Here is a 14830-nt window from a genome sequence, read left to right as displayed (position 1 = left end):
CGTTTTAGGTTCTTCAATGATATCTTTTACTGTTCTATAGTTACATTATATGTGATTCCTTTTTGAGTCTCAAACGTATTCAGATAATATTGTCCGTCAAAAGTTTGTTTCGATACAGCCCCGTTAATTTTTACCGGGACAGAGGTTCTGAGAGTACATTTTTTTCCCAGTTTGGATTTGATCATAGCATTATCTAACACGTTATTTTTCCACTCGATGCCGATTTCAAACCCACCTCTGGCCATAATACCTTTTATTTCCCCCTCCGTCCATACATCAGGAAGTGCAGGCAACAGATGTATTTCATTCAAATGGCTTTGCAGCAACATTTCAATAAATCCGGCGGTGGCACCAAAGTTTCCGTCTATCTGAAATGGCGGATGCGCATCGAAGAAGTTCGGATAAGTCCCTCCTGTGCTGCTACCGCCTTCCTCTACATATTTCATAATTTCCCTTATCATTTTATAGGCATGATTACCATCTAATAATCTGGCGGCAAAGTTGATTTTCCATCCTTTACTCCAACCGGTTCCCTCATCGCCTCTTATTTCGAATGTCCGCTGGCAGGCAGCCGCTAAATCGGGAGTGATAAGTGGTGATATCTGACGTCCGGGATGTAATCCGAACAGATGTGAAATATGCCTGTGATGGGGATCCTGGTCTTTGTAATCTTTACTCCATTCCTGCAATTGCCCTTGAGAACCTATCTTATAAGGTAAGAGCTTATCCCGTTTTTTTATGAGTTGTTCCCTAAACTTTTTATCAAAGTTCAGTTCTTGCGAGGCCTCAATCAGATTAGTAAACAGATCCCGTATAATCGCTATATCCATAGTCGCCGCTTCAGTAACAGAATAGCGCTTACCATCAGCTGTAACGAAAGCTGCTTCGGGTGATGTGGAAGGAGATGTAATCAGATAGCCGTCTTTTTCTATCAGCCAGTCGAAACAGAATAGAGCAGCCTCTTTCATTACAGGATATGCAATATCTTTGAGGAATCCTTTATCCCCCGTAAACTGATAATGTTCCCAAAGATGCTGACACAGCCAGTTTCCACCCATATACCAGTTAGCCCAATTGGGATCTCCATCCCCTCTGTCGCCCACTGCATTACTAAGCCCCCATATATCGGTATTATGGTGGGCGACCCACCCTTTCGCCCTATAGTACTCCTGTGCGGTAATTGTTCCTGTTTTGGAAAGATTCTGTATAAATTGCAGTAATGGTTGATGCATTTCGGAAAGATTGGCAATTTCGGCAGGCCAATAATTCATTTGAGTGTTTATGTTGATCGTATAATTGGAACTCCATGGCGGGCGGAATTCCTTATTCCAGAGCCCTTGTAGATTAGCCGCAGAGCCGCCCGGCCGTGAAGCCGAGATCAGCAAATAACGTCCGTAATGGAAGAAAAGGGATTCTAATTCAGGATCATAATTACCATACGAATATAGTTTTAGGCGCATACCCGAAGGTAGTTTACGATTTACATCCCTTGTTATGGTCGTATTCGGCAAACTAAACGAAACCCGGTTGAAATATTTCTGATAATCATTGATATGAGTAGTTTTCAGGTCGTCATATCCTTTATCCTGTACGTGTGCGATATATGATTCGGATATGCGTTTTTCATCTTTTCCTTCACTATCGGGGCATTTGTCAAATCCATTAAAACTTGTTGCGGCTGATAATAAAAGAGTAACAGATGTGGCATTTTTTATATATATCCCATTGTTGTCAGATATGATTGCCCCGTCTTTAGATCTGGCTTGTACAACAGTCTGGAATCTCATGCCATTGCAGCCCTCTGCATCTGTTTGCTCTATCGGATTCCTTCCGGGCTTATTATAATAATTGGGATCTACCCGGGCCGGCGCCTTCCCTCTGAGAACAATCCGGTTCTTCCCGTCGGCAGACAGCGTACCGGACAACTGGCTGTTGAGCGACACTTCCAAGTTGATCATCCCGGGCATACTTGCCGTTATATGCATCACTAAAACACTGTCGGGAGCAGAAGTAAATATCTCACGGATATATTTTACCCCATTTATTTCGAACTCAGTAGTTGCTATAGCATTTTCCAGGTCCAATGTACGCCGGTAATTCTTGAGTCGCCTGTTATCCGCATAAGTTTGTTTTATATGAAGGTCTCCTAAAGGCAGAAAACTCTCACCATAATAACCCTGCATTTTTTTGCATAATTCGGTAGCCAGTTTATAATCTTCTTTGGCTAAAGCCTCTCTGATGGGCTGCAAGTATTTGTATGCTTCGGGATTTACATTTTTCTTTTGTGGCCCGCCGGACCATAAGGAGCCTTCGTTCAGTTGAATAAGCTCATTGTCAACACCACCAAAGATCATTCCCCCGATAAAACCGTTACCTACAGGAAGGGCTTCAGTCCACTTACCGGCAGGCTTCTCATACCAGAGTTGAAGTTTATTCTGGGCACATACACCTGTAAAAATAAGGAAATAAAGAATAATAAAACAGAATCTACTTTTCATTAAATATTAAATTGTAATTATTAAAAACGACGGGTTATTTTTTGCATAATTAGAAGATTTATTGGCAATAGAAATATTTTTTTATGGCGAAGTTTCGATAAAACTTTCCATCTCTAAGTAAAATTAATTCTTTTCCGGCATCAGACAATACGTAAGTAGCGAAACTTAATGTTTTTCTTTCCTTTTTTGCTATCTGCAATTTTTTATATAAATCTGTCATCGTTTTTTGTTGGTGCAGGTCTTATATATTAGTTAATATTAGTTGCCTACCCGGATTGTAAAAATATTTGATAAACGGAAGGCTCTGTATCAGAGTTCCTGAAAAATGGAATCCGCTGGTTATCACAACCCACAGGATTCCATAAGCACAAATTCTACAAAACTACGCAATAGGTCTCCACGACCTAAACTTATATAAACTTGATAGTATGCCTGCTTGTTATTCCTCTACGACACAACGAACACTAAAACCCAGCTGGCGGAAAAGGATTGTATTTGGTATTACCAGACCATATGCAAAATTCATGGCATATGAACTTGTGCTGTTAGCAGATGAAGACCAGTACATTCCATTTTCTCCGACTTTTGTCAATTTAGTTTCTTCCCGGAAGCCGGAAGCCGGAAAAAATGGGGATCCTATGTCAGACTTATTATATCCCCGGTTAAATATCTGGATGCCATAAGGTTCGATCGGAACGTACGGAATAAATGTTCCGGTAACTGTATAACTAGCCTCAGTGTTAAATTCGTTGGAAGTAGGCATGCGCCATTTTTTACTTGGAGGAGCCCAGCCTTTATCTGTCATATATTTGCAAATGTCGCCAACACCAGTTGCTTCATTGGTTATTTCATAAAGGTATGCGCGGTCAAACTGCGTTTTCCCTACAGGAGGGTTGCTGCTTACACTGGCGGTTGCATAAGGGATGGCAGACCATGCAAAATTTAATGTCGTTCCGCCTATAGTGGGATATATTGTGTTTGCTAAAGGATTGATATCTACAGGAGACATTCCATATAAGCTGCCTGCCTGAAAATACACTCCCTGATAGGTTCTGTGAGTAGTAACCCCTACATCGTCAAAGGTCAAATGTCCTGAAGCGAAATCGTAATAAATATTGCTTCCGGCCCAGCCCTGATGAGCTTTAGGATAATATTCATTGATTATATTCAATACAAGGGTTACATCATTGAATTTCTTCGGAGAGTCGGGACTTTCAAAAACAACACTTATCTGTCCCGCCATACTTACAACATTACTCACAACTCTGAAATTAACCGGAGTGCCTGTTCCCGTATTGGTACTACCGACAGTTCCTATTCTTAGATTATCTGATGCCTGCAGGTTCAAAAGCGAGCCGCTCCCTGTTGTTATATTCTCTGTGATGGATTTGATTCGCCAGTTGGTATTACTTCTCACATTAAAGGTATACGTGTTTCCGTTGGTCCAGTACGAAGAGTTGACATTGCTGAATACAAGGTTATATGCTGATTGTCGCAAGAAGAGGCTCTCAGTTATATTATTGGTCCCGTTGGATACCGTAAAGTCCATTTTTGATACTTTTACCAGAAACGGATCTGTTAAAAGTTCGGCATCTGTAATAGCGGTGGGCTGCACTGTAAATAATTTTTCGCCCGAAGGATCGCTTATGGACGACTGTAGACCGAAGGAAGGTAAACCGGAAGACCCGTCTAAAGATAGCCCTGCGTTACCTATGACATAGTTAGTTGCGATAACAGAAGACGTTGCAGGACTCCATTTCATTTTGAATTGCTGGGTTGAAGGTAATGCATTTATTGGTGCAGCAAATATCAATTCATTAATACTCTTGGTCCCGGCTACATTCTTTATGCTCAAAGCAAGTGCTGCATTGATATTTTGTGTCACCTTGACTATATAAGTAAGGCGTCCGGCTTTCAGATGTATAAAACCAATACGCACTATACCGCTTATATTTTCAGTCAGGCTAAGTTTTACATTAGTAGTAACGCCGGAGGCTCCTGATGAAATCACGCTTCCTGATGTTGATAACAATCCCAGCCAGCTAATGTTATTCCCTCCGGTATCTACTATTTTATCAACATTCCAGCCGGAAGGGTTATCTGTGCTCACAGCGAGACTGTTGCCTTCGCTGGTAGCTATATGGATATCGCGAGGTAATATAAATTCTCCTTGTGATACTCCCAGCATATACTGTCCGTCAAAGACTACATCGGATAGTTGAGCGTCATTCCATTCAATAACTTCCGCTTTTATATTCACAGGACGGGAATTGAAGGCATCTGTCGGAGTCGGCAATCCGGAGCCGCTTATTTCAGAAATATTTACTTTATAGTGATGATTTCGTAATAATGCCAGGTAGGTAGTATTGCCTGAAGACGTCTGGGTAAAATCGATCCGGTAATATGTCGGTTGGCTATCGCCTGTGTAAGTTCCACCAATAACCAGACAGGTATTGCTTTGTAATGAGGATGAACTTCCGGCTGACGCCTCGAAGGTGTAGATCTCTCTTGAACTCGAAACACCCGGTGTTGTGATGGCAGCCCCGTCATATACCAGCGGATTTTGTGCCGGATTAACCGGTTTCTGTGCTGAGGCCGGGACTGATGCTGCTGTTACTTTATTTTGCAATGCACTCCAGTTTGATGCAGTTGGAGCAATCCTGCCTTTGTTATTATAGTTATAGAGACGTATGCTTTCCAGAGTAAATTTGCTTGTGGCATCGGTATGAGTAAGTGCTACATCTATCTTAGAGACCATACGGATCAGATTTACCGGATTACTGGCAGGAGTGCTGTTATTGACCGTGAGCGATGTTATTTCCCCCCACATCGGTATGGGGATGTATCCTGTAGATGCAGGATTGGCATTCCATTTTCCTGAGTTTGCCAGCAACAATTTTTCCAAGACTGAAGATTTTGCCTCTCCATCACTGATACTACCTAAAGCATTAGCAAGGCTTTGGCGGGCATTAGCCAGAATCACTATGTTATAAGTACCTTCCGGAATTTTTACAGTGAAGGTCTTAACCTTACTGTCTGTAGGGTTTGTATTTATAACATTGCTATACAAGGGTTGGTAAGTATATTTACCATCTGTGTCGAACAACAAAATTTCTATACTCTGCACATTATCTTCATCTTCTTCGTCCATAGAGGACTTAAGTCCGGATGAACCCGGAACTATGACGGAGAACAGTATTTCCATATCATTAATATTTCCAACCGGTACATCTTCCGTATCGCGGCAAGCGGAGCAGAAGAGGATTAGAAATATAGCCCAAACGGGTATAGTCCGGTATATAATTGATTTGATGGTTACTCTCATATTTTATTGCTTAATAATGCATTGTATAATTCTTTTTATTTCTGTTTATTCAGATTACTGCTATTGCTCGGCAACACACCGTACAGAAAAGCCTCCGGCGCGATAGGTCGGGTATTGTACTGCCACAGTGTTATTGGTGAAACTGAGATAATTTGCACTTGTACCTGAATTTGTAGCCGTCCAATATATTCCGGTACTGCCAACATTAGTCAGATTTCCATTCGAATCTACGCGATAACCTGCTGCGGGATACCATCCACCATAACCTGTCCAGGTCATTCCATTGCTGCCCCATACGGCCCCATTTTGTCCCATTGTAAAGTTAGCAAGGAGCCATATTCCCTGCTGAGGTACACGCCAGCCGGTGGGACATGGATCATAAACCGTTTTGGACGCAGGACCCCAGAGGGCATCGCTCCTGACTCCACTATTGCTGTACCAGTCGCGGGGATCTGTAGCCAGATAATAGAATGTGAAGGGATTAGCTATAGCATTGCCAAGATTATTTGCTACAGATACTTGTGCTCTGGTAACAGATATTGTTCCTGAGGCAGTGTATAATGTAGGTTCATCGGTTCCTGTCAACGTAGATGAACTCGGGAACGGGTCTTTGCGTCCCCATTGGTATAGCAAGCCTTTTGTTGCCGCCGCACTTGGTGTGTTGCCTATGGCTCCGAGGTTACGGTCCATAAATTTACCTGTACCTAAAGCTACCGGTGTATAGTCGGTCACCCATATATGCCAGGACCAGAGGGTTGTATTAGATGCGTTCTTGATCTCTACAACAGCATTTCCTGAAGCGCTTCCCTGTTTAACAAGAAGATAAGCAGATGATCCCGTTCCAATAATATGAATCTGGCTTATATTTGAATTGGATGCTACCCTGTTTGCATTGTCTGTCCAGAGGAGTCTGGCCGTGAAATTCTCCGATGCACCCAATTGAGTCCCTATCCCGGAGTCGTTTGCCCGGCTGACAGGGATAAGTATTCCTGTTCCTCCCGGATTGACAATATATGAGTTCGATTTAGGTTGGATGACACCGGCATAGCATGGCAATGTAATATCTGTATCGGCAAAACGACCTTGGGGGCTTTTGATCGTAAATACAATGTCTCTGTAGTAAAGCGCCGGATTGGCGGCATCGTTGATTATGTTGAAATATACTCTGGTACCGCTTGTATTGGCTCCTCCGGAAGTGGTCACTAAGGATTGTACCACATTATCCAGGTTACTTTTGACCTCAACGGTGAAGTTTGTATTGGATTTGACTGTGAAATATTTCTGAGTTCCATCCATCAGGTAATATGCGTCTTTTTGCGTAGAGATATTATATCTGACTTGCCTGAGGAAAATACTTGTGGTTAAGAAGGTATATGGGTCGCCTATCCTGAAATCGACGACAGAGACCTTCTCCATGAAAGGATTTACTGCAATCTCAGCCGCTGTAATAGCTGTAGGGCGTACAGTAAACGTTTTCTCTCCCGAAGGATCATTCAGAAGAGCGAGTATACCTGATCCCGGCTGGTCTGAAGATCCGTCGAACGAAAAGCCGATATTATAAATGTCGCTACGGGTTGCTGTGACACTTAATGTGACCGGGTTCCATTTGAGTTTGAATTGTTGTGCAGCAGGCTGAACATCGGCAGATGATGCGAAAACCAACTCGGATATCGCTTTGCCTGACAGGTCGGTCACCTTTAAATTCAGGTTGATTTCAGTTTTTTGCAGAACTTGTACCGTATGGGTAAGGCGTCCTGCGCTAAGATGAATATATGCTGTACGGTCTGATCCGCTGGTGTTTTCGGACATATTTAGCTTTAGGTCTGTAACGCTACCTGAAACTCCTGTGGATACGGCAGCTCCCAGAGTGGATACGACGCTGAGCCAGGTTACATTGTTACCGGAGACATCCGTTATTTTGTCTATCTTCCATCCGGAAGGATAATCGGTTGTTACACAAAACGCATTATCAGAGCTGGAGGTTGTATGAGCATCGCGCGTAAATGTGATTGAACTCTGCGATACTCCCAGCATATATTGTCCGTCGAAGACGATATCACCGATCTTTACATTATCCCACATGATCACATTTGCTTCTATATTTACCGGGCGGGAACTGAATGCATCGGCAGGTGTGGGTAATCCACGGCCGTTGACTTTTGTTATGTTTACTTTGTAATAATGGTTTCTGAGGAGGGGCAGGTAAGTGGTAACCGATGATGACGTGCGGGCGAAATCTACACGGTAGTATGTTGGTTGGCTGTCTCCCGTATATGTACCGCCTATCACCAAGCATGTGGCATTTTGCATCGATGACGGATCAGCCTTTGCAGCCTCGAATGTATATATTTCTCCTGATGATGCCGTATGTGCTGTAGTAATAGCCGTACCGTCATATAATAACGGGCCTGGAGTGAGAATAGAACCGGTAGGTATACTGACTCCGGTGACAATACTTTGTGACTGGTCCCAATTACCTGAAAGTGGTGCTATATATCCTTTATTATTATAATTATATAGGCGTATGCTTTCTAAGGTGAAATTAGCCGAGGCATCTGTATTGGTTAGTGCCACATCAATTTTAGATACCATACGAACCAGATTTACATATGTACTGGACGGTAATGATGCATTTACGGAAATAGAAGGTATTTCGCCAAACATTGGAATAGGTATATATCCTGCGGACACCGGATCGGCATTCCATTTATTGCTATTGGTGATAACCAGCTTTTCGAGTACCGATGCTTTGGAATCTCCGTCATGGATACTGCTCACGATTCCTGATACCGCTTGTCGCGCGTTAGCGAGTATTACCATATTGTATGTGCCTTCGGGAACCTTTATGGTGAAGGTCTTGATATTGCTGTTGTCAGGATCGGTATTGATTACATTGCTGTACACCGGTTGATAAGTATATTCCCCATTGTCATCGAACAATAGTACTTCGATGCTCCTGACTTCATTCTCATTACTTTCTGGCAGAGTCTTGGTTTTAGGGGCTGATGCTCCCGGAACTTTTACGGAAAAGGTTACTTCTTTTGTTGCTGAACCGGGAGATGGTACTTCGTCATTATCCTGACAGGAATTTAATAGTACTCCCGATAAAATGCATAAAGTAATGATGATTTTTTGTCCGGTATGCATATTTATGATTCTCATACTCTATTTTGTTTCTGTGTTTCGCGCTGTGATATATACAGACCGGAAAGGAACCGGGCGATTCACCAGCCTGATATGTTTATAATTCCGGGTCTACCGGTATTTGTCCCCATTCGGGAATACTTATTTCTACAGAGGCTTCTTTATATTCAACCAGTATAGGTACTACAGCCTTCTCTATACCTTCTACTGTTATATTATTCTCTTTCATAAAATCTTTGAGATTGATTACTGTAAGAGTGCTGCCGTCGGAACTTTTCTTAATCTTTATTTCTATCGGATTGTCATCTTGGAAACGAAGTGTGTAAAATGTTATAGCAGCGACTTTTTCTCCTGATATGTATTCAAATGCGGATATATCAAGATAATGGACAGCATTGCCGAAAGTCTGCATCTCGAAATTGTATCCACTGGTAACTCCGGTCATCTCTACTATCGGTGCAAGCAGTTGCCCCTGAGGACCTTTGTCTGAAAGCCCTTTTACATAGACCTGTATTTTTATGAATGCATTATGAAAATCGAGTATCCGTTCTATCACTGTTTCGGATACTGTCGTGACTTTTAATGACGGGGACAATACGGTATGATCCAATGCATAATATAATGTGTCGCCATTCGTTGCAGCAATTCCGCTTCTGAGGGCAGTATGAGTTACAAAAGCATCTTTCATCATGCTATTTGTACTTAACGGACTGAAAAATGTTTTTCCGGAAGCATTTCCCCAGCAGACGATCCGGTAACTACCCGGATCAAGATCCATCATGATTCCGGCAAAAGAAGTTAATGCAGCCAGGTCTGCACTTTGGGTCATTACATATTGTCCGTCTTCCTTGAAAACAAATACGTCCACCCTTTTTATTTTTTCGATAAAAAGTTCTTCGGGTCCATCGCTTACATAACGAAACTTCAGTATAAAATTTTTATCGATACCGACCGGGCATTCACTTGAACTGTCATCAATACACCTGCTGAATATCAGGATGGTAAACAATACGAAAAACAAATGGAACAATCTCATATATTAAGCCTTTAGATTCTTACTAAACCGCATCTCTCTGTGATATGACTGGTCTTACAGCCGTTCTCTATATCCGGCGGATTTGTATAATGACCCTTCGGGGAAAGTATAGTCGGCTTTCCCCGAAGAATGCTGTATACATTAAAGTTCAGGCGTTACACCTACTACTGTCCAGGCAACCAGATTAACTGTTACTTCTATATCGATCAGGCTTAAATTTGGTATCGGAGACAGGTCGGTCTCATTGAATGTCAATGCTCCTGCTGCTATCTTGTATATTTTACCCGATTCAATACTTGTTAGAGAAGCTCCTCCGGAAACAGCTTTAAATCCTTTGACCGTGACAAACTGCGGAGCAGTATATGTAGAACCATCATTTGTTACGATATCACTCAGGCGTATGATTATACGGGGAACTGTACTACCGGTGGATGAGGCAAATAAATTATAGGCCCATACTGTACCCGTACCTGCAGGCTTAGCTACTTTTGTAGAGGCAGAGAGTGCCGGATCATAGAAATCATAGATGGCAGGTTTCAGCCCGGCCGGATATTCACTGGTTTCATCATTAAATGCTGCCGCCACAGCTCCGTTTTCCACGAAATCGGTACTGGTCACACTTCCTTTTACTAAAGCCTGTGAAAAATAATTATCGATGAAAATACCATCTACTTTAAAATCAGTAATAACACCACTGGAAGTAATATCCGTTAGTTCGATACGTGCCACGGTAGGTTTAAGATCAACCTCACAGGTATAGGCAGTAGCAGGTGATACAGGATCGACTAGTGGGCCGCTTCCGTAAAGGTTTGCGTCTTCAATATCATTCTGGGATTCCACTTGCAATACAACTTCCTGTACTGTGGAAATGTTGCCCGAAGTAGGAAGACCGGACGTATTACCTACAACATAGACCATCTCTGTATTTCCGGGCAGGTTGGTTATCGATGCTCCGTTATGAGCTTCTGTCATATTAATATTCGTAGCACTTGTAGTAGAAGAGGTTATCGTGTAATGCTTTAATATGGCGCCTGATGCATTTACGAAATATAAATCTCCCGACTGTAGGACTACATCGGTTCCATTACTCACCGGACTACTTACCGAATGAGGTGTGACGGCGCTCTTGCCAAGTTTCAGGAATACACTTTTTGGTTTTGCATTATCTACGGGTTCTGTATCTTCCCCGTTGGAGCAACCGCTAAAGCCCAGTAATAGTACCATGGCTAATAATGCTAGATAGCTGAATTTTTTTTTCATACGCTGTTGGTTTTTAAAATTGATTCAATGTGATTGATTTGACTTATAAATGAATTATTTGCTTTTATATATGTCAGTAAAGCTTATTTATTTTTTACGCTGCAACTCCTTTTTATTATATACAGCCTGTTCATTACCTGAGGTAATGGCTTTGTCGAAACAACGGAGTGCTTCTTCCCGATTACCTTCCAACATATAGATTATGCCCATATTATTGTATAGCAGATCACTTGGGGCAGCCTGCTCTAAAAGGCGTCGCGCAGTATCTAAGTCTCCGTTTTTAATCGAGACTGCGGCAGCATTGTTGATCGCTACTGTATCTTTGGGATAGTAAAAAGGAATAGTCTTTGTGAGCAATCGATTATATTCGGTGCTGTTCTCTCCATAGCTCATGGCCAGATCGTAAAGCTCCCGATGGGATAAGCTTTCAGGATTACTTTTTTCTAATGTTTTGATTTCATCCCCACTATAATCCTTGATAGAATAGCAGATTTGATATTCTACACGCCTTAACATGGGAAATAACTCTTTTAGTATTATATGATATGGCTTTCCATTGTCTAGTTGTTTCAATGCAGCCTCGCGTTCATCATCTCTTGCTATGGATATAATATTTTGGATATCTTCATTGCTAATCAATTCTTTAGATTCGATAAGTGTAGTCAGGCCAGGCCAGTCTTCCGGGGTTGCATCTGTTTTTAATAAATTATCCGGGATATTAAACATTGACCTGATGTGATTTTTCAGAGCCAATGCTCTTTTCATGGCTAAAGTTTCATTTACTCCATATCTTCCTTCAGGAGAAGCATATCCGTGTATGTATATTGATTCCAGAGAAATATTTTTATTATTAACTATATCCCTCAATATTCTTTCCATTTCGGATATCCCTGTCTGGTTGTCTCTGTATGCCGGGAGTATGCCTGAATGTCCTGTCTTAAAAAATACAGAACTACTTTTTTGCACACAATGAAGTTTATTTTCTTTTTTAGGGATGATAAAGCTGACTTGGGGCGAAAAAGTATATGTCTCCTGATTTGCCGGAATAACAGGACTTACGGTCATATCAGATGTAAGTGTATGTTTACCCCTATAGTGTAGAGTTTCTAACTTTACAAGCATACGGGCAGAATCGACTTTTTGCAGATAGGGTATTTGTACATTAAAGTAAAGCGCTGGATCATTTTGTAGTTCAGGATTAATAATGCAGGACGATAATTCTCTTTTATAGTTGTTCGCCCATCGCCGTAGTACCTGCTGTTTATTCTTTCCGGCAATGATTACCGGTTGTAGAGGGTAGTGGTTGCCCTTCATCATTAGTATGGGACTAAGATATATGGCTTGGCCGTTGGTAACGGGGTTCCCGTTCGTGTTTATCCGGTAGCTCACCTGTAAACTATCGTTTATCTCTTTTATTTTAATATCTTCCACATGTGTATTTTGCCCAATGTTATATAATGGCGTAAATTGTAAAAGGATTATAAACAGAATGGTATAATATTTTGTCCGGTTCATAATATTATTTGATATGTTATTATTTAAGAATGTAAATAAGAGAGATACCTGCTTTGGTAGGACCGAAATAGTTTTTATTCCCGGTGCCCAGTTCTCGTCCGCACTTTTCACATTCATAGCGTGTGTAGTCGAAATGAACATAGCCTATACCGAGCGTTGCCTCTAAATTCCAACGGGGAGAAAGAATCCACTGATAGCCATAAGATATACCCCATCCGTAAGCATCGCCCTGATAACGGTAATCTTTTAAAGACCCGAAAGGTAAATTTCCTGCATTGTAGTGGCTGTAAAGGAGGTGGGTGCCTATAAAATGGGTGTTGAACGGCTCGTTGATCCAATAGCGCAACTCCGGCTGTATAAGGATATGCTTGAATTTTCTGTTGTTTGAGAATGTCCAGGGATTGTAGTTGAAGGATATATCCAAACTCAGATATTCGGATAAACGGTATTCAACCCCCACATTCAAGGTTGTTGTCAGGTCATAAATCAGATTGGATTTAAGCCCTAGTAAAGGCATTGCCTCCCTTCCTGAGGGGAATCCGGTTCTTTCAGAGATAGTTTGGCTATTACCCTGAAAAACCGTCCCACAGATAAACAGTGTGAGAAATATTATTCTTTTGGTCATCGGATATTATTGAGTAGTTATTTTATTGATTTTATAAAAAATCAATTTGACTTAGCCTATTTGTTACTTGTACTGTTGTCTTCTTTTGTTGTCTTCTTCTTCTTTTGTTATTATAAAGTCATTATTTATAAATTCCGGATAGTACACCCTCTTAAATGGCGCGTTAACACAAATTTTATTTTTTATTCAGGGGTGTTAATTAAGCTATGTATATTCATACATAGCAGAATATGCTTTTCTAAATTTTTATTCTTTTCTGTTAAATTTACCAGATTAATGATTCTTTTAATGTTTTGTTGTCTTAGTCTAAATGAAGATAAATTTCTCTATTATTATGTATTAGTAAGTTTAAACTGTTGTCTTCGTGATTTCCGAGTTACAAAAATAAATTTTAGATAATTAAAAAATATCATATATTTTTTCCTTTTTTAGTTACTTTTTCGCCTTTTTTATAACTTCGTCATCTGTCCGCATCTGTTTGCGTATAAATCCGGGTGATAAGCCAAATTTTGCTTTGCAGAATTTATGAAAATGAGACAGGGATGAGAAACCATGATCAAAACTGATTTGTTTAATGCTTTTCCGGCTCCGGCGTATTTCATGATATATATCTGCAGCCTTACGCAAGGTGATCCAGTGAGATGCCGGTACTCCAAAGGTTTTGCGGAAACGTTTTTCGAAACCGGAACGGCTATAGAAGGACAAACTGGCCAGTTCATTTATAGATTTTACTTTTCTGTAATTCTGATATATGAAATCGGAAAAATCCCTGTCTCTTGAAGCTAAATTTCTAAAAAAGAGACTTCTTTCTCCGTGAGTATAGCAAATAGACATCAGGTAAAAGAGCTCCCTGGTCTTTATGCAGATATATAAAGTATGGTCTTTGAAGTTCATGTTAAGAAACCACCTTAATGAATCAATGTATGCTGAAATAATCGGGGTGAATTTCAGAACTGTCAATTTATCTTCAGGTAATTCGGGTTGGTAAAGGTCTGAATGATTACAGCGGCTTAGGATTAACCCGGGTTTCAAACATATGACAGATACTCCTTCTATGGTATTTATCAGGCAACGCGTACCTATAGATATGAATATCATCTGACCGGAACTGAGACTTTCGTCAGTATATCCGGGCAAGGAGCATTTTAGACTTCCATTTATTACCAGCAGAATTTTATTTTCTCTGGCAATAAATTCAAAATCCTGATTTTCTTTTAAGTTCCATACATCAAGAGATACAGAAATTTCATCAACATCTTTGATATACATTTCAGATGTAAGATCCGGTGTCTTGGTTTTCATTGGTATAAGGATATTAAGTTAATTAACAAGCTGCCTGATATACAAAATAAGTCAGGCATGTGAATAATAATTATTAATAACCTTTCAACCAATAATCATTTTTTATGTTCACTTATAGTAAATAA

8 protein-coding genes are annotated in these 14830 nt (G+C 40.8%); all 8 read right to left on the bottom strand.

The annotated features are described in order from the left end of the window. Positions 1–26: 26 nt before the first annotated feature. Positions 27–2498 carry a glycosyl hydrolase family 95 catalytic domain-containing protein gene (locus IR083_RS01775; protein WP_194223014.1) on the bottom strand — a complete coding sequence of 824 codons (2472 nt, stop codon included), beginning with the start codon at positions 2496–2498 and terminating at the stop codon, positions 27–29. A 439-nt stretch (positions 2499–2937) separates the two neighbouring features. Beyond that, positions 2938–5823: a fimbrial protein gene (locus tag IR083_RS01770; protein WP_194223013.1), complete on the bottom strand. Its 2886-nt coding sequence runs from the start codon at positions 5821–5823 to the stop codon at positions 2938–2940. A 60-nt stretch (positions 5824–5883) separates the two neighbouring features. Then, on the bottom strand, positions 5884–8985 hold the full coding sequence (locus IR083_RS01765; RefSeq protein WP_194223012.1) for a fimbrial protein: 3102 nt from the start codon (positions 8983–8985) through the stop codon (positions 5884–5886). Between the two features lie 79 nt (positions 8986–9064). After that, complete coding sequence (locus tag IR083_RS01760) at positions 9065–10003, bottom strand: FimB/Mfa2 family fimbrial subunit (protein WP_194223011.1); 939 nt, start codon at positions 10001–10003, stop codon at positions 9065–9067. Positions 10004–10144: 141 nt separating this feature from the next. Further along, positions 10145–11263 (bottom strand): hypothetical protein, encoded by a 1119-nt coding sequence (locus IR083_RS01755; protein ID WP_006797947.1) that lies wholly within the window; start codon positions 11261–11263, stop codon positions 10145–10147. Positions 11264–11350: 87 nt separating this feature from the next. After that, a complete protein-coding gene (locus IR083_RS01750; protein ID WP_194223010.1) occupies positions 11351–12778 on the bottom strand; it encodes a DUF3868 domain-containing protein in 1428 nt (475 codons plus the stop codon). A 19-nt stretch (positions 12779–12797) separates the two neighbouring features. Continuing rightward, a complete protein-coding gene (locus IR083_RS01745) occupies positions 12798–13403 on the bottom strand; it encodes a DUF3575 domain-containing protein (protein WP_006797949.1) in 606 nt (201 codons plus the stop codon). A 432-nt stretch (positions 13404–13835) separates the two neighbouring features. Continuing rightward, on the bottom strand, positions 13836–14705 hold the full coding sequence (locus tag IR083_RS01740) for a helix-turn-helix domain-containing protein (protein ID WP_194223009.1): 870 nt from the start codon (positions 14703–14705) through the stop codon (positions 13836–13838). Positions 14706–14830: the final 125 nt, after the last annotated feature.

This window comes from Dysgonomonas sp. GY75 (assembly GCF_015234155.1).
Classification (GTDB): domain Bacteria; phylum Bacteroidota; class Bacteroidia; order Bacteroidales; family Dysgonomonadaceae; genus Dysgonomonas; species Dysgonomonas gadei.
Note: the sequence above shows the minus strand (reverse complement) of the source record. Positions and strands in the feature narration are given on the sequence as shown.